Here is a 26,577-nt window from a genome sequence, read left to right as displayed (position 1 = left end):
GATTCCTTGGAAAAACCAACACATTCGCGCCGTCGCTCAAGCCACGGCATTCAGATAAATCACAGGTTGCTGCGCAAAAAACAGGCTTCAGGGCCCGGCACTGCTGCGCAGCTGATAGCTGCCGTCGGGCAAGCGCAGCAGCGGATTGGCGGCCGCCAGCAAGCGTCTAGTAAACGGGTGCTGCGGGTGATCGAAAACCTGCGCGATGCTGCCCACTTCCACCAGACAACCGTGCTGCATGACCGCAACCCGATGCGCGATGCGCTCCACGGCCGCCAGGTCATGGGAAATGAACAGACAGGCAAAGCCGTACTGCGCCTGCAAGCGCTCGAACAATTCGAGAATCTGTTTCTGGATGGTCATGTCCAGCGCCGAAATCGGCTCATCGGCGACGACCAGTTTCGGATGCCGAACCAGCGCCCGACCAATCGCCACCCGCTGGCGTTGCCCACCGGACAGCTGATGGGGAAAGCGCGTGGCAAATTGCTCGTCCAGGCCAACGTCCTTGAGGATGACGCGCACCCGCTCGGCGCACTGCGCGCGGGTCAGGCCGGGCACGTGACGCAAGGGTTCGGCGAGGATGTCAGCGATCCTGGCGCGTGGGTCCAGCGAGGACACAGGGTCCTGAAAAATCATCTGGCATTGCAGGCGGTGCTCGCGATTGCCACGCTTGAGAATGTCCACACCGTCAAAAAATATTTCCCCGGCGCTTGGCGTGATCAGGCCGACCACCGAGCGGCCCAAGGTGGTCTTGCCCGAACCGCTGGCGCCCACCAGCGCCACGGTTTCCCCCGCAGCAATCGTCAGGTTGACGCCATCCACCGCGCGCCTGGCTTCGGTACGGCGCATGAAACGCTTGCGGCCAGGGTGATCGATGGTCACGTTGCGAATGTCCACCAGCGGCGAAGACGTCGAAGGCGGCGCCAGTTCGCCTCGGGTCGGCAACGCCTCCAGCAACTGCCGCGTGTAGTCGGCCTTGGGGCCGAGCAGGATTTCCCGGGTCGGCCCGGTCTCCACGGCCTTGCCGTGACGCATCACGACGACCTTGTGGGCATGGCGCACCACCAGCGACAAATCGTGGCTGATAAACAGCACAGCGGTGCCGTATTCCCGAGTCAGTTCCAGCATCAATTCGATGACGTCGGCCTGAGCCAGCGTGTCCAGCGCCGTGGTGGGTTCGTCGGCGATCAGCAAGGCCGGACGCAACAGCATCACCGAGGCAAGCATGATGCGCTGGCGCATGCCGCCGGAAAATTCATGGGGGAACGCGCTCAGGCAGCGTTCCGGGTCGTCGATGCCAATGCGGCGGAGCATTTCCAGCGACCGGGCGCGAATGGTTTTCTCGTCCTGATCGGTGTGCAGGCGCAACCCTTCAGCCATTTGCTGGCCGATAGTCAGGGTCGGATTCAGCGAAACCATGGGTTCCTGGAAGACCATGCCGATCCGCGCGCCGCGCACCTGGCGCAGTTGCTCGTGATCGAGCGTGCACAGGTCAACGTCATCGAGCAGCAACTGCCCGGACGAAACCCGCATGGGTGGCGGCAGCAGACCGATGACTGCGCGGGCCGCCATGGTCTTGCCGCTGCCGGATTCGCCCACCAGGGCGACAATCTCACCCGGCGCCATATCAAAACTCAAGCGATCGACGGCAAGCGCGCCATCGACGCCGACCTGGATGCTCAGATTGCTGACGCGCAGCAATGGCTTCACGCTGTTCATTAGCGGTTCATCCTTGGGTCGAGGCGATCACGCAATGCATCGCCGAAGAGGTTAATGCCGATCAAGGCGATGGCGATCATCAAGCCCGGGAAGAAGCCCAGCCATGGCGCAGTGGCCAGATGCGGACGGCTGGCGGCGAGCATGTTGCCCCAGGTCGCCGCCGGCGGCGGCACGCCGAGACCGAGAAAACTCAGGGCGCTTTCCGAGAGAATCGCCCAGCCGAACATGCTGGTGGCCAGGACAATCAGCGGCGCCACGCAATTGGGCGCGATGTGCTTCCACATGGTGTACAGCTCGGAATTGCCGATGACCCGCGACGCCTCGATGAACTCCCGCTCGCGCAATGACAGCACCGTGCTGCGCACCACGCGCACCACCGTCGGGATGTAAGCGATGCCCAACGCCAGGACGATGCCGTACTGGCTGGCGCCGACAATCGCCAGCAAGCCCAGCGCCAGCAACATGCCGGGAAACGCCAGCAGCGCGTCGTTGACCATCATCAGCAAGCGGTCAGTCCAGCCGCGCAGGTAACCGGCCAACAGGCCGAACAGCGTGCCGATGGTGATCGCCAGGGAAACCGTCAACAGGCTGATCCACAGACTGGTGCGGGCACCGATGATGATTCGGCTGAGCACGTCACGGCCGAATTCGTCAGTACCCAGCACATGCGTCCATGACGGCGGCTGAAAGCGATGCAGCAGGTCCAGCTTCAAGGGGTCGTAAGGGGTCCAGAACACGCCGATCAGGGCCATCGCCAGCAGCACTGCCACCAGCAGGCCGCCGATCAGGGCGTTGAAGGACGGCATGCGCATCCTGCGGGCGGGTGCCGCAGCGGGCACAGCTATCGGCAGTGACTCATTCAGCGTCTTCATACTTTCACCCGAGGATCGAACAGCGGATACATCAGGTCGACGACCAGATTGACCAGCACATAAACAAAGGTGATCAACAGCAGGCTGCCCTGCAGCACCGGATAGTCCCGGGCATAGATGGAGTCGACCATCAGCCGGCCGATGCCCGGAATGGTGAACACGGTTTCGATCACCGCGATACCGCCGAGCAAGTTACCGAGGATCAGGCCGATCAGCGTCCAGGTGGGCGCGAAGGCATTGCGCAGCGTGTGGCGCCAGAGCACCGCGCGTTCCGACAAGCCTTTCGCTCTGGCATGGGCGATGTAATCCAGGCGCAGCACTTCGATGGTGCTGGCCCTGGCCATGCGAATGATCACCCCGCTCTCATGCAGGACCAGCGTGGCAATCGGCAGAATCACGTAAGTCAGCGCCTTGCCGAAATCTTCGCCAAACGGCACATAGCCCACCACCGGCAACCAGCCTAGCGCCAGGCCAAACGCATACAGCAACAGCAGACCCATCCAGAAACCGGGGATCGACAACAGCAAGGTCGCCGCTGTCACCAGCCCGAGATCCACCAGGCTGTTCTGCTTCCAGGCGGCAAGCATGCCCAGAGGCACGGCAATCAGCGCGGCGAGAAACACCGCGCCCAGCACGATGGTCAGGCTGACGCTGAAGCGGTCCAGTACCAACGGCAATACCGCTTGCTGACTGGTGATGGAATGACCCAGATCACCGCTCAGCACCGCTTTGATCCAGATCAGGTACTGAATCCACATCGGCTGATCCAGCCCCAGGGACTGACGCAGCGCGCTCAAGTTGGCCGGGTCGGCCATATCGCCGAGCATCAGCAATGCCGGATCGCCGGGAATCAGGCGAATCATCGCGAACACCGCGATGGAAATCAGCAGCAGCGTCGGAACCGCCATGGCCAGACGCGCAAGGATCAAACGGAACATTTATCTACCTCGGTACTGTACTGGCCGAAATGCATTTCAGTAGGAGCGAGCTTGCTCGCGAAGAACGGTAACGCGTTGGATCTGGCTAACCGAGGCGCCCGCTCGCTCAAACAGAAAAATGAAAACGCCTACCATACTGCGTACCGTGCGTAATCGGACTCCATCTCCAGCTGGTACTTGCCGAAAAGACTACTAATCGCTGGCAGCGGTGCGATTTCCATGTAGCCGCTGGCCGGGCGCATGACAATCATCGCCACAGTTGCCGACAGATTGTCTTCACCGCTGGAACTTGGCCGCGGCGGACGGCACACGGCGAACGGCGTGCCGAAGTCATCGAAGAAAGCGGTTTTCATGTGTTCCAGGGTCAGGTCGCCCTGGCGCTGGCGAAGGATTTTCTCGACCCGGATGTCGCGGTAGAAACTCTCCGGGGCGCCACCGATGCCGGTATTATTCAACTTGACCTGTGCCACCGGGCTGCGCCAATGGTTGGCATGCACCAGCAAACCGTTGTCTTCAAACAACGGGAAAACTTCGTCGGGCGCACACTCGTAGTTGATGCCGAAACCACCGGCATGGCTGAGCATCATGTTGTTGGAGCCGGACTTGGGCGTCACCGCCACGACCTTCATCGCCAAGGCGAAATGATTGGCTTCCAGCGCCTTGCGCCGAATCAACGGCAAGGGCACGCCCAGGGTCTGGTAGTCGCGGTCGGATTCGAGGTTATTGCCGGTGATTGCGGTGCCGATGGAGTTGAGTCCCGCCCGGCCCAGGCCACCGGCTTCAGTAAAGGTCAGCACATCCGGACCGTCTTCACGGCGGATATGCAGGACCACGCCGGTTTCAGCGCACTCGGCGCGCCAGTCCCAGTTCTGCCCGTGCAGCAACTCGTTGTGCAAGGTGGCGCCGGGCAGGATGATCGCCCCGGTACAGCCATCCAGCTCAGGCCTGTCCAGCATGTTGCGCCGGCCCAGATGGATAATCTCGGTCCGTGCGTTGATCAGGACGATAGCCTCGAAATCCCGACCGCAACCCAGGGCAATGCCGCGCATTTCTTCCAGGTACTGCGGCTCAAAGGCTTCTATGTTGGGCACGAACTGATTGACCAAGCGCCGAATGCCCGCCCAGTCGTAACCCATGTCCAACAATTGCTGACTGTAGACTTCGATGCTGCGGGCAATGATCAGCGGACAGGCTTTGCCGTATTGCACGCCGCGTTCAAATGGCGTGCCGCTGATTTCGATGCAAGGGAACAGACGACTCATGTCACCACCTCAGTTGTTTGGCGGTTACCTGAGCAAGACCCGAGCCAAAAACCAAAAAACCCAGACAATATTGGCGCCAATTTAGGTCTTTAAAAAAACATAACCCTGTTTCGCCTAATTTTGGTGCGCAAATACGAGTGCTGACTGGGTAGATGTTCCACAAACGTGCAGATAAGTGACAAATCCAATTGCCGGCCAATCAGGCAGTAGCACCTGATCGGCCGCTATCCATCAGCGCCGTTCTTCTCGAATGAATGGCTCACCCAAGGCGCCCGGTTGGCTGCCCGACCTGGCCGCCGAGTCGCGCTGGCCCATGGCGACCCAGATCATCACCAGCAGCGTGACTGCGTAGGGCGTCATCAGCACGAAGTATTGCGGCAGGCGTACGCCCGTGGTCGCCAGTTGCGGAATCAACGCTTCGATGCAGCCGAACAACACGGCTCCGGCAAGCGCCCGCCATGGCGACCAGCGCGCGAAGATCACCAGGGAAACGGCAATCCAGCCGCGCCCGCCGGTCATGTCGGCAATCCACATCTTGGTGCTGAGCACAGAGATGTAACCGCCCGCCAGACCGATCAACGCCGCACCGGCCATGATCGCCGCCAACCGATAACCCAGCACCGAAATACCGGCGGCGTCCGCAGCCTGGGGATTCTCGCCCACGGCACGCAAGCGCAGGCCGTGGTTGCTGCGATTGAGGAACCAGACCGCGGCGATGAAGATGATCGGCGTGAGATAGACCAGCGGATTTTGCACGAACACCTTGCCGATCAGAGGCAGCTCGGAGAACGGCCAAAGTGCTATGGCCGACAACCCGGTGACCGGGTGGTTGGTCCACTCCAGCAAGGTGCCGAGCAACCCGGTCAAGCCCTGGCAGAAGAACACCAGAGCGAGACCGGCGATGACCTGGTTGATCCGCATCACCAGCACCATCAGCGCGAACAGCAACGACACCACGCTGCCCGCAAGCATTGCCGCGAGTAACGAAATCAGTGGCGTACTGAAGCTCAGTTGCGCACCGATGGCCGCCAGCGCGCCCACCAGCATCAGGCCCTCGGCACCCAGCGCCAGCACCCCTGCCCGTTCGGTAAGAATCAGACCCAAGGCTGCGAGGGCGAAAGGTACGGCGAAGTCGGGCGAGTTGCCCAACCAGTTGGCGATCATGTCCATCAGGATTCTCCGCCTTGAACAACCTGGATGCGCCGCATGCGATGGCGAATGAAAAAATCCGACGAAGCCACGCAGATCACCAGGATCGCCTGGATCAGCTGCACCATGGAAAACGGGATCTGGTAGAACACCTGCAAGCTGCGCCCGGCCACAAACAGCATTGCCACAAGCAGGGCCACAATAGTCGCCGCCAGCGGATTGTTACGTGCCAGGAACGCGATGAGAATTCCGGAAAAACCGTAACCTTGATAGAACGCCTGAGTCAGACGCCCTTCCTGCCCCGCCGTGACGATAAAACCGGCGATGCCTGCCAACGCGCCGGACAACAGCACCGTGCCGATGATCATCTTGCGCACCGGCACGCCGACCGCGCTGGCCACGCGCGGGTTGGCATCGACGAAGCGCAGGTACAGGCCGGCGCGGGAAATGCCGATGAACCACAAGGCAAACAAGGTGACCAACCCGGCGAGCAGGATCGCGGCGTTGTAGCCGTCGAACAGATCCGGCAAACGCTCGAAGCTGCGAAACGCCGGGGAATATGGAAAATTGTCCCGGGGATCTTTCCAGCTGCCATACAGCAGATGCAGGAGAAAATTGGCGGCAATGTAATTGAGCATCAGCGTCGAGATGATCTCGTTGACCTTGAGGCGCAGCTTGAGCAGCACCGGCGCCAGCGTCCAGAGCACGCCGCAGATCATCGCGGCAGCCAGCATCAGCGGCAAACGAATGGCCGGCGGACCCACTTCGAACAATGAAATGGCGGTGGCACCGATGCCGCCCCAGATCATCTGGCCTTCGAGCCCGAGGTTCCAGAACCGCGCGCGAAACGCCATGCAGCCCGCCAACCCCACCAGAATCATCGGCGCGGCCTGAAACAGCACGGACTTGAAGTTCTGCGGATCGAGCACCGTCAGCACCACGAACTCGTTGAGCAGTTCTTCGGCTGGCACCCCGGCACCGACCAGAATCGCCGCCGAAATCCCCAGGCCAACCACCAGCGCCAGCGCGATGATCAGCGCCTGCCAATACCAGGCCAGTTGCTGGCGAATTTCCAGGGCGTAACGCCGCGCCAATAACGGCTGATGGCGTGGCTTTGGGGACGGCGTGACATGCAAAAAAGATTCAGGAATGACGTCAGTCATGACTCACCATCGCCTTGCCAATCGCCTGACGATCCGCAGGACGCTCGAATTCCGCGACAATACGGCCGCTGTTCATGACCCCGATGCGGTCGGCCAGCGCCAACACTTCATCAAGGTCTTCGCTGATCACCAACACCGCTGCGCCAGCGTCGCGAGCCGCGCGCAGTCGCCCGTGTACCGCCGCCGTGGCCCGCGCATCCAGACCGCGACTCGGGCTATGCACCAACACCAATTGCGGATCGCGGCTGAATTCCCTGGCGATCACCAGTTTTTGCGCGTTGCCGCCGGAGAGTAATGCGGCTTTCTGTTGCAGCGAACGCACGCCTTGTACATCGAAGGCGCTGATCGCCTCAGCGGCGTCCTGCTCCAGTTGCTCACCGCGCAGGCGCAGGAATGACCCGTAGCGGCCGCTGTGAATCTGGCCGATGCCGAAGTTTTCCGCCACCGACAGCGAACCGGCCAACGCCGCGCCGTAGCGGTCGGCGGGAATCGACGCGATGCGCAAGTCGCGACGGCGCTCGGGCGAGGCCTGGCGCAAGTCACCAAAACCATGCAGGAGCATTTCGCCCTGGGTCGGCTGCGGCAACCCCATCAAGGCGTTAGCCAGTTCGCTTTGTCCGTTACCGCCGACACCGGCGATGCCATAAATCTGCCCGGCATGCAGGGTCATGTTGACCCCGGCCAACGGGCCTTGCCCGGTCACCGACCTGAGATTGCTCACAATCAGCCGCGCTTCCCCCGCAGCCGCCATCGGGTATTCCAGGGTCGGCGCGGATTCACCTACCGTCAGGCGTACCAACTGCTCGACCGTGACGCTGTGCGGATCAAGGGTTTGCACGGTACGTCCGCCGCGCATCACCGTGACCCGGTCGGCGTAGCGTTTGACGTCGGACATCTTGTGCGTGACCAGAATCACCGCCGCGCCTTGTCGGGCAAACGACTGCACCGTGCTCAACAGCCCTTCGGCTTCCTTATCCGTGAGCACCGCTGTCGGCTCATCGAGAATCAGAATGCGCGCCCCGGCCAGCAGCACTTTGAGGATTTCCACTCGCTGCTGCTCGGCAATCGACAAGGTCTCGATGGTCTGCCGTGGATCAATGGCAAAACCCAGTTCCTGAGCCTTGGCGCTGATGTGCTGTTCAAGGGTGTGCAGACGCTTGGTGTAGCTGCCCTGCCCCGGTTCAGGCGGCAGGCCGAGCAAAATGTTCTGGGCAACCGTGAACGGCCGCACCAGCTTGAAATGTTGATGCACCATGCCAATCCGATGCCGGCTGGCATCCTTGGGACCATTGAGCCGCACCGGGTTGTCATCGATGAACAGCGATCCACTCTCGGGCGCGTACAAACCCGCAGCGATATTCATCAGCGACGATTTGCCAGCACCGTTTTCCCCCAGCAGCGCATGCACTTCGCCCCATCTGGCGGTGAAGTGCGCCTCGCTGAGGGCCTTGAAGCCATCAAAGGTCTTGCTGATACCGGTGAGTTGGATCGCGCTCGCCTGGCTCATCGCTGAGAAGCCACACCTTTGACAAACCAGTCCATTTTCCACAGATCGGCATCGGACATGGCGGTGCCGGCAGCAATACGTTCCTTGCCGTCGCGGTCGTTCATCGGGCCGCTGTAGATAATTTTCTCGCCGTTCATCAAGGCTTCCCGGGCCAGCTCGATTTTCTTCTTGTTCTCTGCCGAGATGTGCTCGCCCGCAGTGAGCGTAATGTCCGTGCCGCCTTGTTCCATGGACAACAGCGCGCCATTGGGATTGGGCACCCAATTGCCGGCCATGACTTTTTTCAGCTCAGGCGCCAGGAAACGATCCCAGACCCAGGCCGAGGAACACACCGTGGCTTTAGGTGCGAATTCGCTCAAGTCGCGATGGTGGCCGGTACCGAGTACGCCGCGTTCCTGGGCGACAATCTGCGGCGTCGGGCTGTCGACGTGCTGGCCGATGACGTCGGCGCCGTTATCGATCAGCGCCATGGCGGCGGCGCGTTCCTTGACCGGATCGTTCCAGGCGCCAGTATAGATCACGTTGACCGTGGCATTGGGATTGATCTGTTGCGCGCCCAACTCAAACGCATTGACGGTCCAGTTCACCTGACCAAAGGGGTTGGCGGCGACGAAACCGAGCTTGCCGGTTTTCGAGGCAGCGCCAGCGGCCATGCCGCACAGGTATTGGCTTTCGTAGGTGCGACCGTAGAACGATTCCAGGTTCGGCGCATTGGTGGTGCCGGAGCCGTTGAGGAAGGCGACTTTCGGGTATTTCTTCGCCAGTTCCAGGAAGGTGTCGGAATAGCCGAACGCGGTGCCGATGATCACGTTGGCACCCCGGGAAATCAGGCGGTCCACCACCGGGGTGATCGCTGCGGCGTTTTCCGGAACGCTTTCGACGTACTGGATTTTGGTGCCCAGCTCTTTCTCCAGCTTGACCCGCGACTCATCGAACGCCTGCGTCCAGCCGCCGTCATTGCGCGGGCTGATATACACCATGGCGATTTTCGCCGGTTTTTCCAGGGTCAGGCCGTCCGCCATGGCGCCATTCGCCAAGCCGAGCAGTACCGCCGCACCCAAGGTGTGCTTGAGAAATCTGTTGAGCATTTTGATCTTCCTGATGATGGGCAAGCGAAAGGCAGTAAGCGACTTCACAGCATGAAATTGATGCGAAACACGTTCTGTTCGGGGTCGAGCAGCACGGCCTGATACCAGTTGTAGTAAGTCAGGTACGGCGCCTTGATCAGCGTCGCACCGCTGGCCAGCGCCAGCGGCACCAGCCGGTCGACTTCGGCTTGTTCGGACACGTCGATATTGAGCAGAAACTTCACGCCGCTGCTCCCGGCGTACTCGCCGAGACCGAGCAGCTCGTATGCTTCTGGGGCGTTGAAACCGATGCAGGATTTTCCGGTGTCCAGGCCACGAAAAATCGGCGAGCGAATGGCTTCGATTTCGCTGAAGCCGAACAGCGCGGAATAGAATCCGCTCAGGGTCACAATGTCCCGGGCAAATACATTGACGTAGGAAAGGTTATTCATCAGGCCACCTTGCTGCCGCCAAAGGTGGTCTGCTTGACGAATTTCGACAGCAGATGGTCGCCGGAAGTAACCGGCGCATGGCGAGCTTGCTGACCTTCGGCGAGGCAGCCCGGCAAGCATTCGATCAAGGCGTCGTAGTTGGGCTGATGGAAAAACACGAGGGACTGGCGGCGGTTGTCGGATTCGCTGTCAGCGGGCGGATTGACCACGCGGTGCAAGGTGGAGATCCAGCGGTCGTTGGTCCAGAGCATCATCAAGTCGCCGATATTGACCACGAAGCCATCCTCGACATACGGCACGTCGACCCACTCACCCAGCTGATTGCGCACCTGCAATCCGCCCAGCGCGCTGTCCGGACGCACGATGGTCATGCTGCCGTAATCGGTGTGCGCGCTGGCACGCATCTGCCCGGCTTCAACTTCGGCTTTTATATCCGGGTAGCTCAGGGTGCGGAACATACTGATATGGCGGTCGATGCGGTCGTCGAAGAAGTGCTCGTCCAGCTCCAGCGCCAACGCGAACAAGCGCATCATCGAGCACGCCAGCCCGCTCATGGCGGCAAAGTATTCGCGATAGGCATCCTGAAAACCCGGCAGCAGGTTTTCCGGCGGCCAGACATTGGGCGCGAAATGCGAGCCGGCCACTGCGTTGTGATAGTAGTCCTCGTCCGGCACGTCGCTGGGACCGATGGAGAACGACTCCTTCAAATCTCCCGGCGCACTTTCTTCCAGCGAATAAGACAGGCTTTCCTCAGCCACTGCGCTGTAACCGCGCACCATCTCCGGGCTGGGCCGATCCACCTTGCGCTTCTCGGCCAGGGGTAAATCGAAGAATTGGCGAGTCAGCGCGGATACGCGTTGCACCAATTCGGCGGGTATCTGGTGATGAGTGATCACCAGGAAACCGATGTCCCGACAGGCCTGATTGACGGCCCTGGCGACGGCAGCCTTGCCTTCAGCGCTGCCGGAAAAATACGGTGCAAGATCGATAATGGGGACGGATTGCAAGGTCATGCGACTAACGCCTCTCGCGACACAACATTGAAGATGCACCGGTTGCCCGGCCTGAATGTGCGAGGGAGAAAAGCAGTAACTGTGCCAGTCTTAAAATAGCTTGGTTTTTCAATTGGTTAGTGATTTATAGCGAACATTTCAGATCAAATGGTCCAAAGCAGAGCACTTGGTTTGTGCGTGGTGGCACGAAAAGCGGGCATAGGGGTTGATTTGGGTCATTGATCGCGTCGGCTGAACTGACGCCTTCGCGGGCAAGCCTCGCTCAACGGACCCTGCCTCAATTCGGCCGCCGGAGGTATCGACTGGACTGACGCCTTCGCGAATGAATTCGCTCCTACGCTTTCGAAACCGGCGCGATCTGTACAGACTGTGTGAAAACTACTGCGCTCGACAATACTGCGTTAAAAACAGGCGAAAAATGCTCATTTAGAACACCTAGACTCCGCTTTTTCGCCTGTTTTTGCCTTGTCTTGTCTTCGCTCGTGACGTTTTCACACAGTCTGTGTAGGACCGGATTTATCCGGGAGGGCGTCGGTGCCGTCAGCGAGACATTCGGCGCCTGTCCCGGCCCCCTCGCGAATGAATTCGCTCCTACGATTTCGAAACCGGCGCGATCCTGCTCGGCGCGAGGATCAGCCTTTACGAGGTTTGATCCCGTTAAGGATCAACCCTTGCAGATTCTCCAGGGTCTGGGCGAAGAACGCCGGGTCTTGCAGGGAGTTGCCGGTCACTGCACTGATCTGCCGGGCAAAATCTGCGTAGTGCTGGGTGGTCGCCCACAGGGAAAAAATCAGATGGTGCGGCTCGATAGGCGCCAGCTTGCCGGCATCGATCCAGCCCTGAATCACCGCCACCTTGGCTTCGACGATATCGCGCAACGGCTGCTCGAGCTCGGCCAACATCAGCGGTGCGCCCTGAATGATTTCCAGGCAGAACAAGCGGGATTCGGCCGGGTGATCACGGGACAATTCCAGCTTGACCCGAATGTAGTCGCTGATCGCCTGAATCGGGTCCTGCTCGGCACTGAACCCGCGCAACGGTTTGAGCCACACATCTAGAAGCTGGCGCAGCACGCTGGTGTACAGCTCTTCCTTACTGCTGAAGTAATAAAGCAGGTTGGTCTTGGACACGTCGGCCATGCTCGCGACTTGATCCAGACTGGTGCCATGCAGGCCGAACCGGGAAAAAATCTCCAGCGCCGCTTCGAGAATCGCAGTGCGCTTGCCTTCTACAAGACGCGTGCGACGGTTCAGCGTGGAAGCGCTGGCGGCCCGAGTGCCTTTGTCCTTCGCGACAGACTTGGCTTTGGTCGCAGCGACCTTGGGCTTGACCACGCGCGTGCGTTTGAGGGACTTGGGCGGCGCGGCGGGAGTTTCGTTATTCACGTTTACGACCGATTCGATAGTGCGTACAGGGGCACTTTACCAACCTTTGACGGCAATCGCCTTGTGCGGGCTTCGTGGGAGCGAATTCATTCGCGAATGGCATCTTGCTCCGACACTTTTTTGCGCCTGCCCCATTGCGTTCCCGGATAAATCCGGTCCCACAGTCCCGCGTGCGTATCGCATTCGGCGTTTCTGCCCCATCGCCGTGCGCCATGCACAAACCAAGTGCTCTAATCTGGACCAACTGGTCTGAAATTTATCTTATTATTTACCAACCCATTGTTTTAAATACATTAAAAAAATCTGGCCTGCTTCATGCACAAGCTTCGGCGTACCGTGTTCCCGACAATTTGGGCAACGCAATCATCGTTCGCATGTAAGAGGCCTTCTCATGGATATTGGAATCTTCATCCCCATCGGCAACAACGGCTGGCTCATTTCAAGCAATGCGCCGCAGTACATGCCGACCTTTGAATTGAACAAGGAAATCGTGCAGAAGGCCGAGCATTACGGCTTCGAATTTGCGCTGTCGATGATCAAACTGCGCGGCTTCGGTGGCAAGACCGAGTTCTGGGAACACAACATGGAATCGTTCACCCTGATGGCCGGCCTTGCAGCCGTCACCCATCGCATCCATTTGTTCGCAACGGTTGCCACGCTGACGATTCCGCCGGCTATCGTCGCGCGCATGGCGTCGACCATCGATTCGATTTCCGGCGGCCGCTTCGGCGTCAATCTGGTGACCGGCTGGCAGAAGCCGGAGTACGAGCAAATGGGCATGTGGCCGGGGGATGAGTTCTTCTCGACCCGCTATGAATACCTGGCCGAGTACGCCCAGGTGCTGCGTGATTTATGGAGCACCGGGCACTGCGACCTGAAAGGCAAGTATTTCACCATGAACGACTGCCGGGTCAGCCCCAGACCCCAGGCCGAGATGAAGCTCATCTGCGCCGGGCAAAGTGAAGCCGGCATGGCATTTTCCTCGCAATATGCCGACTACAACTTCTGCTTCGGCAAGGGCGTGAACACCCCGATGGCCTATGCGCCGACGGCGGCAAAACTGATCGAAGCCAACGAAAAAACCGGCCGTAATGTCACGTCCTGCCCACTGTTCATGATCATCGCCGATGACACCGACGAGGCCGCCCGCGCCCGCTGGGAGCACATCAAGGCTGGCGCCGACGAAGAAGCGATTGCCTGGCTCAGCGAAAAAGGCGCTGCGGACAAGAGCCCCGGTTCGAACATGCGGCAGATGGCCGATCCGACTTCTGCGGTGAATATCAACATGGGCACGCTGGTCGGCTCATGGGCCAGCGTGGCGCGCATGCTCGATGAAGTCGCGACAGTGCCTGGCACCCAGGGCGTGATGCTGACCTTTGACGACTTCGTAAAGGGCGTCGAGGACTTCGGGCAAGAAATCCAGCCGCTGATGACCAGCCGCCAACACATCAACCCACTGCAGGAATCCGCCTGATGAATGCACCCGCGCAAACTTCCGGTTATCTGCTGCCGAAATCCACATCGCCAACCCGGCAACTGCCCGCACGTCCTGAAGCGCTGAGCATGAAAGCCAGCGAGACTGCATTAATCGTCGTCGACATGCAGAACGCCTATTCGACATTGGGCGGTTATCTGGACCTGGCCGGTTTCGATGTCAGCAGCACCGGGCCGGTCATTGCCAATATCCAGAAAGCCCTGGTGGCCGCTCGGGCCGCCGGGATGCCGGTGATTTTCTTTCAGAACGGCTGGGACCCCGATTACGTCGAAGCCGGAGGGCCGGGGTCGCCCAACTGGCATAAATCCAACGCGCTGAAAACCATGCGCAAGCATCCTGAGCTGCAAGGCAAGTTGCTCGCCAAAGGTGGCTGGGATTATCAACTGGTGGATGAATTACAGCCGCAGCCCGGCGACATCGTGGTGCCGAAAACCCGCTACAGCGGTTTCTTCAATACCAACTTCGACAGCCTGTTGCGCAGTCGCGGCATCCGCAATCTGGTGTTCACCGGCATTGCCACCAACGTCTGCGTCGAATCAACCCTGCGTGATGGCTTTTTCCTCGAATACTTCGGCGTTGTGCTGGCGGACGCGACCCATCAGGCCGGTCCCGACTTTGCACAGCAGGCTGCGTTGTTCAACATCGAAACCTTCTTCGGCTGGGTATCCAGCGTCGAAGACTTCTGCACCACCTTCAGCACCCAAACCGCTGCGATCTGAGGAGCTTCATCATGCCCAAGAAATCAATCATCCCCCCCGGCACAAGCAAACCCATCGCGCCCTTCGTGCCCGGTTCCATGGCGGATGGTGTGCTGTACGTTTCCGGCACCCTGCCCTTCGACAAGGACAACAATGTGGTGCATGTCGGCGATGCAACGGCGCAGACCCGCCACGTTCTGGAGACCATAAAAGGCGTGATCGAAACCGCTGGCGGCACCATGGATGACGTGACCTTCAACATGATCATGATTCGCGACTGGGCGGATTACGCCAAGGTCAACAAGGTGTATGCCGAGTACTTCGCCGGGGAAAAACCGGCGCGTTATTGCATCCAGTGCGGCTTGGTGAAACCGGAAGCCTTGATCGAAATCGCCAGCATCGCGCACATCGGCTGAACCCATAACGAAGCGGACGCACGAGCGTCCGCGCTGGAGTCTTGCATGCACTATGAAATACTCGGCTGTCAGGCCGCGGACGCACCGACGCTGGTGTTGAGTTCCGGTCTGGGTGGTTCAGCGCGCTTCTGGGCGCCGCAACTGCCGGTGCTCACTGAGCAATACCGCGTCGTGGTCTACGACCAGGCCGGAACCGGGCGCAGTCCGGCCAGCCTTGCCGAGGACTACTCGATTGCGAACATGGCCGGTGAATTGCTGGCAATGCTCGATGAACTGAACATCCAGCGTTGCCATTTCATCGGCCACGCGCTGGGCGGACTGGTCGGGCTTGAGCTGGCCCTGCAACGCCCGCAATTGCTGCAAAGCATGGTGCTGATCAATGCCTGGAGCAGCCCCAATCCCCACAGCGAACGCTGCTTCGCGATCCGCAAAAATCTGCTGCGCGATAGCGGCCCGGCCGCCTACGTTCAGGCGCAGGCGCTGTTTTTGTACCCCGCCGACTGGATCGCCGCGCACAGCGCACAACTGGCCGAAGACGAAGCCCACACCCTGGCGCACTTCCCGAAAACCGACAACCTGCTGCGGCGCATCGCCGCCTTACAAGCGTTCGACATTGAAGACCGGCTCGACCAGATCAAGACGCCTGCCCTGCTGATCGCCAATCGCGACGACATGCTCGTGCCGTGGCAACGCTCGCAGCATCTGGCGGATCGGCTTTGCGGGGCGCGCCTGGCGTTGCTCGACTACGGTGGTCACGCCTCAAGTGTCAGCGACGTTGAACCCTTTAATTGCGAGCTTGTTGATTATCTGGCTGGCCAGACTCGAGCGGAGACACTGACATGCAACTAGCCGAACTCGCGGTTGCCGCGCCAACGACAACACCAGCGCCGATTGCCCAGCAGGATTTTCGCGACGCCATGGCCGGCCTGGCGGCAGCCGTCAACGTCATCACCACTGACGGCCCTCATGGCCGTTGCGGTTTTACCGCCACGGCGGTGTGCAGCGTGACGGATTCGCCGCCTACCCTGCTGGTTTGCCTGAATCGTTCGGCGTCGGTGCATCCGGCCCTCACCGCCCATGCAACGCTGTGCATCAATACCCTGACCAGCGAACAGCGCGACCTGTCCAACCTGTTCGGTGGCAAGACGCCCATGGCTGAACGCTTCGCTGCCGCACAATGGTCTGCATGGGTGACCGGTGCGCCGGTTCTGGATGGCGCAGCGGCCTCTTTTGATTGCCGGGTCAGCCAGACCGTCAGCGTCGGCACGCATGACATTCTGTTCTGCGAAGTGTTGGCACTGCGTCGGCAGAAGAATGCTGCGGCACTGGTGTATTTCGACCGAAACTATCACGGTTTGCCTCATGCCCAGCCGCCGTCGGACTGAATAATCTATTCGAATGGATGACACCACTTCACGAGCAAACTTCAGACGAATGAACAACTAACGAGCGAAAATAATATCGTATTGCCACCTTTCAATCGCGCAACTTTCAGTCACATGCCGATCATCGGAAGTCGCGAATTTTCCCAACTACGAGGACTCCATCTATCGACCACATCAACAATAGAGGGATGCAGACATGCATCATTCCAGACATTACCGAATCGACTACCTGTTACACGGCAAGTACAAGAGCTTCTATGTCTGCGCTCAGGCTATGGACAATGCGTCAGCCTGGAACTGGGCAGCCGTTGATGCTGGATTTGGCCAGATACCCAAATACCGGATGGACAAAGTACCCGCTATCAGCAAACCCAAAGCCGAGCAATTCGGCTTGAGTGATGTGCAATGGACAGAGTCATGAGCTTCATTTAAAAGCCCCTGTCGTTCATTGCACGAGCGCTCTCAAACGGGCCTCCAGCGCTGTTTCGAAGAACACATGCAAGTTGTCTATTTCACTGTGACTCACCGTTCCCGCAGCCTCCAGGCCGAGCACGAATCCATCGGCGCGTGCGCCAGACTTTACCGCCTGGATCATGGAGTTTGCTTGTTCTATTTGTCTGAGCAGGCGCATTACCTGGCGTTTGACGGGTTCGGTGAGGATCAGTGTTTCGATGTTCATCTGTTCTGCGTCTCGTTAATCATTTGAATAATGACACGCAGCCGGACAGCGCCGACCGGTGCCATTGATTACGAAACAGCACTTCCTGGAAAGTTTGCCTGATCATTACTCAAGCTGACGAACGGCGATTCGCAAAAGCCCCGGCGTTTACCGAGGCTACATGCACTGCGCTGGATTAATGGCGCTCCGCTCGCTGCTCCCTCGCCTGGTACGCAGGCAATGAGGCTGCATAGGCCAAGGCCTCTTGTCGAGTGCCGAAAGAGCCCAGCCGATCATCCTTGGTACAGACTTTCCACGGACCGTTATTAACGCTGATGACTTGATAACCATTGATTTGCATCTTCGAGAGCATGGGCGTGCTCATACAGTTACCTCCATTTCAATTAAGAGAAAGGGATTGCCTGCCTACCTTACACCCCGGCGAAGGCGATCCGCGCGCCTTACGTCGCGACACCCTCACCCCTCGAAATCCCGGCCGCAAACTCTCGCGAGTCATGTTTGCCTTGATGAAAAGCCAGACGGAGTACACCCCAAACTTTATGCCTGGGGGTTGCTCACGAACATAGAATCTCCAACAGGAAGCTGCTAGAAATACTTCAACCAGACGATATCCTTGCGCCGCGCCTTGAAACTGGCGAAGGCACGGACGGCGGGGAATAATCCGGCCGCCAGCAATACCGAACACAGCCACACCGCGCCAACCGAATCAAAGCCGAAATAATCGCCCTTGTTGGCGCCCCAGATTGCCGTGGCGATCAGATACAGAATCTTCAGCACATACAGATGCAGCAGGTAAAAGAACATCGGCGCGGCACCGAATACCAGCAGCGGCTTCATCCAGCCGCGCCCCGCCGCACGCTCGAACCAGACCAGCATTAGCAGACCAAGCCCCAGCGTCAGGCTGAGAAATACCAGCGATGGCGGGTATTTGGTGATATTGAAAAAGCTCATCAGCGTTTGCACGCCGGTCTCGCCGGATACCCAGGGCTTCTCGCCATAACTATTGATCAGACGCAGCACGAAGAACAGCGCAAGCGCGCCCAATCCGCAGGCGACCAGTTTGCGCTGACGCGTGCCCGCATCGGCACCCGCCGCAAACCACGGTCCCGCTGCGTAACCCAAGGCAATTACCCCGATCCACGGCAGCACCGGGTAGGAAGTGCGCAGACGCAAGCCTTCGAAAGGCTGCAGCCAGCCGCGATCATGCAGAATCGCCCACGGCACATACAGTGCCGAATCTTTACCGAAGTGCACGGCATCCAGCAGGTTATGCCCGGCAATGATCACCAGTCCCAAGGTCACCAGCGCCCAGCGCGGCAGGACGATCAGGACCGCCAGCGCGACCATGCTCAGGCCAATCGCCCAGATAACCTGCAGATAGATCGAGGTCGGCGGAAACTGGAAGGTCCAGGCGAAATTCACCAGGGTGAACTCCAGCACGATCAGGAACAGACCGCGCTTGAACAGGAAGCCGGAAACTCCGGCCTTGTCGTGGCGCTCGCCATACAAGAACGCCGACAGGCCGGTGAGAAAGATGAACAACGGCGCACACAGATGCGACAGCGTACGACTCAGGAACAACTCCGGCGGCGTGCTGGTCACGTCCATCGGGTCGGAAACCTGTAGATGCAGGAGGAACGTTTCCCGTACGTGATCGAGGAGCATGAACAGGATAATCAGGCCACGCAATGCATCGATGGACTGCAGGCGCGTGGACACCAACGGCTTCGGGATAGGGGTCGTCATGGAGCACTCATGGTCAGAGGATTCAGTAGCAGCGCCTGCTCGTGGCAATCGGCAAGGCACGGCTGATATCAATAAGACGAAGCGCTGCACACGATCTTAAGAGAAGACCGACAAATGTTATGTTATATCAATAAAAGAAACAACTCGCTCCGTAGGACCGGCTTTAGCCGGGAGGGCGCCCTCCCGGCTAAAACCGGCCCTACGCAACGTCGCCGCAACCCTGCGGTGAGCGCCTCAATCAATACTGCGCAGGCCGCTAAGCAGTTCCTCCCGACACTTAAGCAGCGCGCTTTCGATCTTTTCCCGGGCCTGTCTGATGCGCCATGCCGGCCCTGCCACGTCGATGGAGTAGTAACCCTGCGGGGTTTGCAGGCTTACCGCGACCGAGGCCACGCCAAGAGTGTGTTCTTCATTACCAAAGGCCATTCCGTTGCCGCGCACTTGCTCCAACTGTTTAAGTAATTCAGGCAGGGTCAGCGTGTTGGGGGTCAGGGGCTTGATTTTCTGTCCGAGCAGTTTGATCACCGCTTCGTCATCCATCGTCGCCAGTAGTGCCTTGCCACCGCCGATGCCGTAGATATTCAGGAAACCACCCGGTACCGGGGAAACCCGCAGCGTCTGGCTTGACACCACAGTGTGCAGAATCAGCAGTTCGGCTCCGGTAGCGCTGGCCAGCAACGTGGTTTCCCCAGTTTCAGCCGTGAGCGCTTCCAGATACGGCCGGGATCTCTGGACGATATCCACATGACTGTGGGAAGCCAGACGCATCAAGGCAGGACCGAGGCAAACCCCGCCCCGACCATGAACTTCCAGCAACTCTTCCAGGGCCAGGGCATCCACCAGACGCTGGACAGTTGAGCGCGGCAAACCGCAACGCTTGGCGATTTCTCCCAGGCTCAAGCCCGCAGGCTCCCCTTCCAGACAGCGAAGAATGGCTGCCGCCCGGGAAATGACCTGCACCCCACCGCGATCTGTATCTGAAATTGTCATCATGCGCCTTGCCTTATGTATCACTGATTGGTACGGTGTACCACATTGTAGGTTTTACTCATACAACCTTAGCAGGATTTTTACGTGTCAGCGCCTTCCCCTCCTCCGGTTCCTGCGCCTTTTACCACACGCCTCGCGCTGGGCCTGGTGGGCGTGCTGATTGCTGCGCTCACGTCCGGCATCAACGACCGGGTCACCGAAATCTCCCTGGCCGATATTCTCGGCGTCTATGGTCTGGGCCACGATCAAGGCACTTGGGTCAGTTCGGTCTACGCCGCCGCCGAAGTATCGGCCATGCTCATCGCGCCGTGGTTCGCGGTGACGTTTTCCCTGCGGCGCTTTGCTATTGTCGCGACCTTCGCCTTTACCCTGTTCGGCGCGATTATCCCCTTCGCGCCCAATCTGGAAAGCCTCGTAAGTCTGCGCGTGTTGCAAGGTCTGGCGGGCGGCGCATTGCCGCCATTGCTGATGACCGCCGCACTGCGCTTCTTGCCCTGGCATATCAAGCTGTATGGCCTGTCCGCCTATGCGCTGACCGCAACCTTCGGCCCCAATCTGGCGATGCCGCTGGCGGCTTTATGGGCAGAAGGCGCCGACTGGCGCATGGTGTTCTGGCAAATCATCCCCAGCGGATTGCTCGGCGCGGCCTTGATCGCTTATGGTTTGCCCCAGGACCCGCTGCGTCTGGAGCGATTCCGCCAGGCGGATTGGCGCGGCATGCTGCTGGGTGTGGCGGGCCTCTCAATGCTGGTGATTGCCTTGACCCAGGGCGAACGTCTGGACTGGTTGAACTCGCCACTGATCACGACCCTGCTCCTCGGCGCGGCCATCTGCATCCCGCTGTTTCTGCTCAACGAATGGTTTCACCCGCTGCCGCTGTTCAAGTTGCAGCTGCTGCAACGGCGCAACTTCGCTTACGGGCTGATCACGCTGATCCTGTTCTTGTTTGTCGCCATGGCCGGCAGCGGCATTCCCGCCTCGTACCTGATGCAGATCCAGGGCTACCGACCGCTGCAAACCATGCCGACGGCGCTGATCATTGCGCTTCCGCAACTGGTGGTTGCGCCGCTGGTGGCGCTGTTGATCAATCGCAACTGGGTCGATTCGCGCTACGTGATCGCCTTCGGACTGCTGCTGCTGACCTTTGCCTGCCTGGGTGGCTCGTTGATTACCAGCGAGTGGATTCGCGATGACTTTTACCTGCTGCAGATGCTGCACACCATTGGCCAGCCCTTGGTCGTGGTGCCGTTGCTGATGAATGCCACCAGCGTGATCCAACCCGTGGAAGGCCCGTTCGCCTCCTCGATGGTCAACACCTTGCGCGGCTTATCGTCGGTGATGGCCGCTTCGGCACTGGAAAACTTCGTCACCCATCGCGAGCACTTTCATTCCAATGTCCTGCTCGACGGCGTTGCTTCGCGAATGCCCACCCTTGACCCGATGCAGACCGCGCAAGCCACCTCGCTTCTGGCGCGACAGGTTCGCGTACAAGCCTATGTATTGAGTTTCAGCGATGCCTTCCTGGCAGTGCTGGCTGTCATCAGCGTTTTGCTGGTCATCCTGCTGACCCTTCCCAAACGTGCCTATCCACCGCAACCTCCGGTACCGACATGAAACAGCATAGAACCGCCCTCTCTCTGATCGGCATCACGATCGTCGTCTGCGCGGCTTATGTTGGCTATCGCCTGATAAGCGGCGGGACCGTCGAGCACACCGACGATGCCTATATCCGTGCCGACTCGGTGTTGGTGTCGCCGCGCCTTTCCGGGCAGATCGTCAAGGTCGCCGTGGAAGACAACCAGCTCGTCAAGGCAGGCCAGTTGCTGGCCGAAATCGACAGCGCCGATCTGCTGGCTGCCCAGGCGTCGGCGAACGCCAATGTCCAGGCGGCCTCGGCGCAAATCCTCAATCTCAAGGCCAGTATCGAGCGCCAGGCAGCGGTTATCGATCAAGCGTCGGCAACCACCCGCGCGACCTCGGCATCGCTCAAGTTCGCCCAGGAAAACGCCCGGCGCTACCTGAACCTGTCCAATGCCGGCGCTGGCACGCAACAGGAACGGCAGAAAGCCGACGCCGAGTTGCTCGGCTGGCAAGCGGCCCGCGATCGGGATGAAGCTTCCCGCGTGGCCGCAGCAAAAAGCCTGGATGTGCTCAAGGCGCAACTCGAAGTTGCCCGGGCCGCGCTGGCCAAGGATCAGGCGGCATTGCAACAGGCGCAGTTGAATCTGTCCTATACCCGGATCACCGCGCCACAGGACGGCATGGTTGGCCAGCGCTCGGTACGGGTCGGCGCCTATGTTTCCCAAGGGCAGGCATTGATGGCCATCGTTCCGCTGCAAGATGCTTTCGTGGTCGCCAACTTTCGCGAAACCCAACTGGCCCACATGCTGCCGCAGCAGAAGGTCGAGCTGAGCGTTGACAGCTACCCCGATCATGCTTTTACCGGTTATATCGACAGCATCGCACCGGCCACCGGCCAGTCGTTCTCGTTGATTGCCCCGGATAACGCCACTGGCAACTTCACCAAAGTCACGCAGCGACTGCCGGTAAAAATCCGCTTCGACGCCAACCAACCAGATCTGGACAAGCTGCGCATCGGCATGTCGGTGATCGCCCGAATTGACACGGCGCAGGAGCATTGAGATGAGACACAACTTGTTGTTTCTGGCGATGCTTGGACTGGGGGCTTGTAGTGTCGGGCCGGACTTTCAGCGCCCGGACGCGCAGTTGCCTGCAGCCTGGCACGCGTCGCCGCACTCGGGCGCAGCGCCAGGCAGCCCCGCCGACAGTCAATGGTGGCAGCAGTTGGGCGACGCGCAACTGACCTCGCTGGTGGAGCGTGCCGCGAAAGCGAACCTTGATGTGCGTGGGGCGAGCAATCGCCTTGAGCAGAGTCGGGTGATGCGCCAGGTTACCGGCAGCCAGCAACTGCCCGGCGTCAGCGCCAATGGCAGCTACCGTCGCGCGCGGAACAGCGCCGAAGGCCTCAATGATCCGTCAGGACAAAGCGGCCAGGCGCCGTTCGAGCTATGGAGCAGCACGCTGGACGCCAGTTGGGAAATCGATTTGTGGGGTCATGTGCGGCGCAACATCGAAGCCGCCGATGCCGAAATCCAGCTGACTCAGGCCCAGCGTGACGGCGTGCTCTTGAGCATCGCCGCCGAAACAGCCACCGACTACATCCGTTTGCGCGGTGTGCAGGCGAAACTCGGCGTGGCCCGGCAAAACCTGGAAATCGCCCAACAAAGTCGACTGCTGACTCAGGCTCGTTTCGAGAATGGCGTCACCACCAACCTCGACACGTCCAACGCCGCCGCGCAAGTTGCGACCATTCAAGCGGTGATCCCGGCATTGGGTGCCGAGCAGGACCGCTTGATCAATGCCCTGAGTTACCTGCTCGCCGAGCCGCCACGCGCGCTGAATGCAGAGTTGATCGAGCCGAAAAGCATTCCCCATCCAGCCCCGGACGTACCGCTGGGGCTGCCTTCGGAACTGGCGCAGCGACGTCCGGATATCCAGCAAAGCGAAGCCGCCTTGCACCGGGCTACTGCCGCAATTGGCGTGGCGCAGGCCGACTTCTATCCTCGGGTCAGCCTCGGTGCGACCTTCGGTTCACAAGCATTGGACGGCTCGGATCTGGGCGCCTGGAACTCGCGACAATGGTCGTTCGGCCCAAGCCTGTATCTGCCGATTTTTCAAGGCGGTCGTCTGACCGGCACCCTGGAACTGCGCAAACAACAGGAACAGGAAGCCGCGATCAACTATCAACGCGTGGTGCTCGGTGCCTGGCATGAGGTGGATAACGCGGTGACCGACTACGCAGCCGAAAAGCAAAGGCACACCGCGTTGCAGGAAGCCGTCAGCCAGAACAACATCGCCCTGAGCACCGCCCGGGACCGCTATACCCAAGGCGCGGCGGACTTTATCAACGTGCTTGGCGTGCAACGCGCGCTTCTGGATACCGAAAGCGCGTTGGTGGACAGCGCGACAGCAGCAGCCATCGACCGGGTTCGGTTGTATCGGGCGTTGGGTGGCGGTTGGCCTACGGGTTGAAGAGCCACGATATCGGCCCGTTGGAGCCAGGCTTGCCCGCGAAGGCAATAGGCCAAGCCGAAGAGGATTTAGTGGGTGGACCGGCCCCTTCGCGGGCAAGCCTCGCTCCAACGAAATCCTACAGAGCCAGGCATCCATAAAAAAACAGGCTGCCCTCATGCCAAAGGATCAGCCTGTAAAAACGCAGTTTTCTGTGTAGCGGTTCAAACCATCACTTGGCGGTTATCACCGACAACTTGGTGATCCCGGCCCGCTCGATCGAGGCCAAGGCCCGGGCTACTTAGCCGTAATTCACGCCGTCGTCGGCCTGCAGTTGCACGCGCACATCCGGGGCCTTTTCCTTGGCTGCCTTGAGGTTGATTTCCAGCAGATTGGGCTGGATTTCATCCTTGTTGATGAACAGCTTGCCCTGCCCGTCAATGCTCACCACCAGCGGATCTTTCTGTTCGACCGGCGCGACCGACTCGGTCTTCGGCAAGTTGATCGGGATCGAGTTGGTCAACACGCGCGACGAAGCGTGTGCCTGAGACGGCACCTTCCCGGATAAATCCGGTCCCACAGGGTCGTTCCGATTTCGAAATTGTGGGAGATGCTATGTTGGGGGTGAATTCCCAAATGTAGCGGCTAATCGGCACATCGCTACCACCCGCAGCCATCCAACCTTGCTCAAGGAGACAAGTCATGACTTACATCGCAGCCGAAGATCGTTACGAGATCATTCCTTACCGCCGCACCGGTCGCAGTGGCCTGGTCTTGCCGGCATTGTCCCTGGGGTTGTGGCACAACTTTGGCGACAGCACGCCCATCGACACGCAGCGCGCCATGTTGCGCACGGCGTTTGATCTGGGCATCAATCACTTCGATCTCGCCAACAACTATGGCCCGCCGTATGGCAGCGCCGAGGTCAATTTCGGGCGTTTGTTGCGCGAGGATTTCTCCCGTTATCGCGACGAGCTGATCATCTCCACCAAAGCCGGTTGGGACATGTGGCCGGGGCCTTATGGTCAGGGCGGCGGTTCGCGCAAGTACGTGCTGGCCAGCCTCGATCAAAGCCTGCAACGCCTGGGCCTGGATTACGTGGATATCTTTTATTCACATCGATTCGATCCACATACGCCACTGGAAGAAACCGCCAGCGCACTGGCTACGGCAGTGCAGCAAGGCAAGGCGCTGTACATCGGCCTGTCCTCCTATTCCGGCAGCAAAACCCGCGAGATGGCGGCGCTGCTCAAAGAATGGAAAGTGCCGCTGTTGATCCATCAACCGGCCTACAACCTGCTCAATCGCTGGATTGAGAAAGACCTGCTGGACGCCACCGAAGAACTCGGCGCGGGCGTGATCGCCTTCACCGCGCTGGCTCAGGGCTTGCTCACCGACAAGTACCTGAACGGTATTCCCGAGAACGCGCGGATCAATCGCCCCGGCGGTGGCTCGTTGCAGGCGGCGCACTTGTCGGAGGAAAACCTTGAGCACGTGCTGGCGCTCAATGACATCGCCAAGCGTCGCGGCCAGAGTCTGGCGCAAATGGCTCTGGCCTGGACGCTGCGCGACCCGCGCGTGACCTCGGCGTTGATTGGTGCGAGTCGGCCGGAACAAATCGTCGAGAACGTCGAAGCATTGAAAAACCTTGATTTCAGCCCGGAAGAACTGGCCGAGATCGACCGGTTTGCAGTGGAAGGCGGCATCAACCTGTGGGAAAAACCGTCTTCGGCGCAGTGAAGGATATCGCCAACGCCGATCCGTAGGACCGGCTTCAGCCGGGAGGGCGAACGTTCGGACGCCGCCGTTACGAATGTTCCGACCCACTCCCGGCTAAAGCCGGTCCTACGGAATGCGCTCAATCTTCAGAAGTATTTCAACAAGCGAGAACGGATGAACCCAGGGCAGGTCTGGAGTAGCTGCCGCAGACCTCGACGGGTCAGGTAATTCGCTCACAAGGTAATGCAAATAACTTATTTATTTACAGTTTCTTAGATCATTTAGTCTTTGGCTCAGCCAGTCCTCGGCCCGCCTGATTCGGAGCTTCATGATGAAACTGCACTTCTCTATTCGCCTTCTGGTGGCCCTGTCCTTGACTTGCGCTTTATATCTGGCTCAGGCGGCGGACTTCACGGTCGCCTACCAGACAACCGTCGACCCGGCTAAAGTTACCCAGGTCGACAGCGCAATCGCCGTGCCGTTCGCTTCCACAGGCCACTACAGTCTGCTGGCAGCGCTCAAGTATTGGAAAATCGATCCGTCGAAAGTCACTATTCTCAACTTAGCGCCGCCCGCGATTGCCGCCGCCTGGCCCGTCAGCGGGCGCAAATCGCTGTTCGTCAACGAAGGCTTCACCACCCGCATCAACGAACTGAGCGACGCGGAAAGCACCGCGATTCTGACTCTGCTGTTCAGCCACGCCACGCGCCCGGAGTTCACCCTGCGCTGGCGCTGGCAGGTCAATGACGTAGCGTTCTGGGACAACCGCGTCACCCAGCATTACGCGGTGGACGATTACCGCCCGCAGCGGCGGATCATGCATCGCGCGACTATTCTGGGCGATGTCCCGGCCTGAACTGATTCAGCTCGGTAACTGAGATCCCGCGGCC

The 26,577-nt window shown here is 59.7% G+C and carries 25 protein-coding genes and 2 pseudogenes; 11 read left to right on the top strand and 16 right to left on the bottom strand.

Annotated features, from left to right (window positions below; all coding sequences use genetic code 11):
• Positions 1–87: 87 nt before the first annotated feature.
• From AABC73_RS10800 to rutR, 11 genes are all read right to left on the bottom strand, one after another.
• Complete coding sequence (locus AABC73_RS10800; RefSeq protein ID WP_341523556.1) at positions 88–1,719, bottom strand: ABC transporter ATP-binding protein; 1,632 nt, start codon at positions 1,717–1,719, stop codon at positions 88–90.
• Positions 1,719–2,591 carry an ABC transporter permease gene (locus AABC73_RS10795; protein ID WP_341523555.1) on the bottom strand — a complete coding sequence of 291 codons (873 nt, stop codon included), beginning with the start codon at positions 2,589–2,591 and terminating at the stop codon, positions 1,719–1,721. The genes AABC73_RS10800 and AABC73_RS10795 overlap by 1 nt, the downstream gene beginning before the upstream one ends.
• The gene (locus tag AABC73_RS10790) at positions 2,588–3,529 is read right to left on the bottom strand and encodes an ABC transporter permease (protein WP_341523554.1); all 942 of its coding nucleotides are present in this window, start codon (positions 3,527–3,529) and stop codon (positions 2,588–2,590) included. Before AABC73_RS10790 ends, AABC73_RS10795 begins: the two co-directional genes overlap by 4 nt.
• Positions 3,530–3,657: 128 nt before the next feature.
• Positions 3,658–4,791: a C45 family peptidase gene (locus tag AABC73_RS10785; RefSeq protein WP_341523553.1), complete on the bottom strand. Its 1,134-nt coding sequence runs from the start codon at positions 4,789–4,791 to the stop codon at positions 3,658–3,660.
• Between the two features lie 231 nt (positions 4,792–5,022).
• Complete coding sequence (locus tag AABC73_RS10780) at positions 5,023–5,961, bottom strand: ABC transporter permease (protein WP_341523552.1); 939 nt, start codon at positions 5,959–5,961, stop codon at positions 5,023–5,025.
• Positions 5,961–7,103 (bottom strand): ABC transporter permease, encoded by a 1,143-nt coding sequence (locus AABC73_RS10775; RefSeq protein WP_341523551.1) that lies wholly within the window; start codon positions 7,101–7,103, stop codon positions 5,961–5,963. Before AABC73_RS10775 ends, AABC73_RS10780 begins: the two co-directional genes overlap by 1 nt.
• Positions 7,096–8,610, bottom strand: coding sequence for an ABC transporter ATP-binding protein (locus AABC73_RS10770; RefSeq protein WP_341523550.1), 1,515 nt, complete (start codon positions 8,608–8,610; stop codon positions 7,096–7,098). The genes AABC73_RS10775 and AABC73_RS10770 overlap by 8 nt, the downstream gene beginning before the upstream one ends.
• Positions 8,607–9,632 (bottom strand): BMP family ABC transporter substrate-binding protein, encoded by a 1,026-nt coding sequence (locus AABC73_RS10765; protein ID WP_341524214.1) that lies wholly within the window; start codon positions 9,630–9,632, stop codon positions 8,607–8,609. Before AABC73_RS10765 ends, AABC73_RS10770 begins: the two co-directional genes overlap by 4 nt.
• Positions 9,633–9,742: 110 nt before the next feature.
• Entirely contained in the window at positions 9,743–10,129 is a 387-nt protein-coding gene (locus AABC73_RS10760) for a glyoxalase (RefSeq protein ID WP_341523549.1), read from the bottom strand.
• The gene (locus AABC73_RS10755) at positions 10,129–11,142 is read right to left on the bottom strand and encodes a 2-oxoglutarate and iron-dependent oxygenase domain-containing protein (RefSeq protein WP_341523548.1); all 1,014 of its coding nucleotides are present in this window, start codon (positions 11,140–11,142) and stop codon (positions 10,129–10,131) included. Before AABC73_RS10755 ends, AABC73_RS10760 begins: the two co-directional genes overlap by 1 nt.
• A 632-nt stretch (positions 11,143–11,774) precedes the next feature.
• A complete protein-coding gene (gene rutR, locus AABC73_RS10750; protein ID WP_341523547.1) occupies positions 11,775–12,527 on the bottom strand; it encodes an HTH-type transcriptional regulator RutR in 753 nt (250 codons plus the stop codon).
• A 391-nt stretch (positions 12,528–12,918) separates the two neighbouring features.
• Between rutR and rutA the strand changes: the two genes are divergently transcribed.
• The 6 genes from rutA (at position 12,919) to AABC73_RS10720 (ending at position 16,942) form a co-directional block, all read left to right on the top strand.
• On the top strand, positions 12,919–14,001 hold the full coding sequence (gene rutA / locus AABC73_RS10745) for a pyrimidine utilization protein A (protein ID WP_341523545.1): 1,083 nt from the start codon (positions 12,919–12,921) through the stop codon (positions 13,999–14,001).
• Positions 14,001–14,741: a pyrimidine utilization protein B gene (gene rutB, locus AABC73_RS10740; protein ID WP_341523544.1), complete on the top strand. Its 741-nt coding sequence runs from the start codon at positions 14,001–14,003 to the stop codon at positions 14,739–14,741. Before rutA ends, rutB begins: the two co-directional genes overlap by 1 nt.
• Before the next feature lie 11 nt (positions 14,742–14,752).
• The gene (rutC, locus tag AABC73_RS10735; protein ID WP_341523543.1) at positions 14,753–15,136 is read left to right on the top strand and encodes a pyrimidine utilization protein C; all 384 of its coding nucleotides are present in this window, start codon (positions 14,753–14,755) and stop codon (positions 15,134–15,136) included.
• Between the two features lie 45 nt (positions 15,137–15,181).
• Positions 15,182–15,985: a pyrimidine utilization protein D gene (gene rutD, locus AABC73_RS10730; RefSeq protein ID WP_341523542.1), complete on the top strand. Its 804-nt coding sequence runs from the start codon at positions 15,182–15,184 to the stop codon at positions 15,983–15,985.
• A complete protein-coding gene (gene rutF / locus AABC73_RS10725) occupies positions 15,976–16,521 on the top strand; it encodes an NADH-dependent FMN reductase RutF (protein WP_341523541.1) in 546 nt (181 codons plus the stop codon). The genes rutD and rutF overlap by 10 nt, the downstream gene beginning before the upstream one ends.
• 196 nt (positions 16,522–16,717) lie before the next feature.
• Entirely contained in the window at positions 16,718–16,942 is a 225-nt protein-coding gene (locus tag AABC73_RS10720; RefSeq protein ID WP_341523540.1) for a DUF6555 family protein, read from the top strand.
• A 24-nt stretch (positions 16,943–16,966) separates the two neighbouring features.
• On the opposite strand, the gene AABC73_RS10715 is transcribed toward AABC73_RS10720, so the two are convergent.
• The 4 genes from AABC73_RS10715 to AABC73_RS10700 form a co-directional block, all read right to left on the bottom strand.
• Positions 16,967–17,200 carry a hypothetical protein gene (locus tag AABC73_RS10715; RefSeq protein WP_341523539.1) on the bottom strand — a complete coding sequence of 78 codons (234 nt, stop codon included), beginning with the start codon at positions 17,198–17,200 and terminating at the stop codon, positions 16,967–16,969.
• A gap of 175 nt (positions 17,201–17,375) precedes the next feature.
• On the bottom strand, positions 17,376–17,564 hold the full coding sequence (locus AABC73_RS10710) for a DUF2188 domain-containing protein (protein ID WP_341523538.1): 189 nt from the start codon (positions 17,562–17,564) through the stop codon (positions 17,376–17,378).
• Between the two features lie 221 nt (positions 17,565–17,785).
• Entirely contained in the window at positions 17,786–18,946 is a 1,161-nt protein-coding gene (locus AABC73_RS10705) for a DUF1624 domain-containing protein (protein WP_341523537.1), read from the bottom strand.
• A gap of 234 nt (positions 18,947–19,180) precedes the next feature.
• Entirely contained in the window at positions 19,181–19,939 is a 759-nt protein-coding gene (locus AABC73_RS10700) for an IclR family transcriptional regulator (RefSeq protein WP_341523536.1), read from the bottom strand.
• Positions 19,940–20,020: 81 nt separating this feature from the next.
• Between AABC73_RS10700 and AABC73_RS10695 the strand changes: the two genes are divergently transcribed.
• From AABC73_RS10695 to AABC73_RS10685, 3 genes are read left to right on the top strand one after another with little or no spacing between them, the layout of a single operon-like run.
• Positions 20,021–21,550 carry an MFS transporter gene (locus AABC73_RS10695; protein ID WP_341523535.1) on the top strand — a complete coding sequence of 510 codons (1,530 nt, stop codon included), beginning with the start codon at positions 20,021–20,023 and terminating at the stop codon, positions 21,548–21,550.
• The gene (locus AABC73_RS10690; protein WP_341523534.1) at positions 21,547–22,578 is read left to right on the top strand and encodes an HlyD family secretion protein; all 1,032 of its coding nucleotides are present in this window, start codon (positions 21,547–21,549) and stop codon (positions 22,576–22,578) included. The genes AABC73_RS10695 and AABC73_RS10690 overlap by 4 nt, the downstream gene beginning before the upstream one ends.
• 1 nt (position 22,579) lies before the next feature.
• The gene (locus tag AABC73_RS10685) at positions 22,580–23,989 is read left to right on the top strand and encodes an efflux transporter outer membrane subunit (protein WP_341523533.1); all 1,410 of its coding nucleotides are present in this window, start codon (positions 22,580–22,582) and stop codon (positions 23,987–23,989) included.
• Between the two features lie 211 nt (positions 23,990–24,200).
• On the opposite strand, the pseudogene AABC73_RS10680 reads toward AABC73_RS10685, so the two are convergent.
• Positions 24,201–24,491, bottom strand: a pseudogene (locus tag AABC73_RS10680) (biopolymer transporter ExbD); the annotation flags it as partial.
• 179 nt (positions 24,492–24,670) lie between these two features.
• On the opposite strand from AABC73_RS10680, the gene mgrA reads away from it, so the two are divergent.
• Together mgrA and AABC73_RS10670 are read left to right on the top strand one after the other, a co-directional pair.
• On the top strand, positions 24,671–25,708 hold the full coding sequence (gene mgrA, locus AABC73_RS10675; protein ID WP_331148901.1) for an L-glyceraldehyde 3-phosphate reductase: 1,038 nt from the start codon (positions 24,671–24,673) through the stop codon (positions 25,706–25,708).
• 571 nt (positions 25,709–26,279) lie between these two features.
• Positions 26,280–26,543, top strand: a pseudogene (locus tag AABC73_RS10670) (TauD/TfdA family dioxygenase); the annotation flags it as partial.
• Positions 26,544–26,577: the final 34 nt, after the last annotated feature.

The sequence above is a fragment of the Pseudomonas sp. G.S.17 genome (genome assembly GCF_038096165.1).
Lineage (GTDB): Bacteria > Pseudomonadota > Gammaproteobacteria > Pseudomonadales > Pseudomonadaceae > Aquipseudomonas.
The sequence above is the reverse complement of the archived record's forward strand: the minus strand, read 5'-3'. Positions and strand labels throughout refer to the sequence as shown.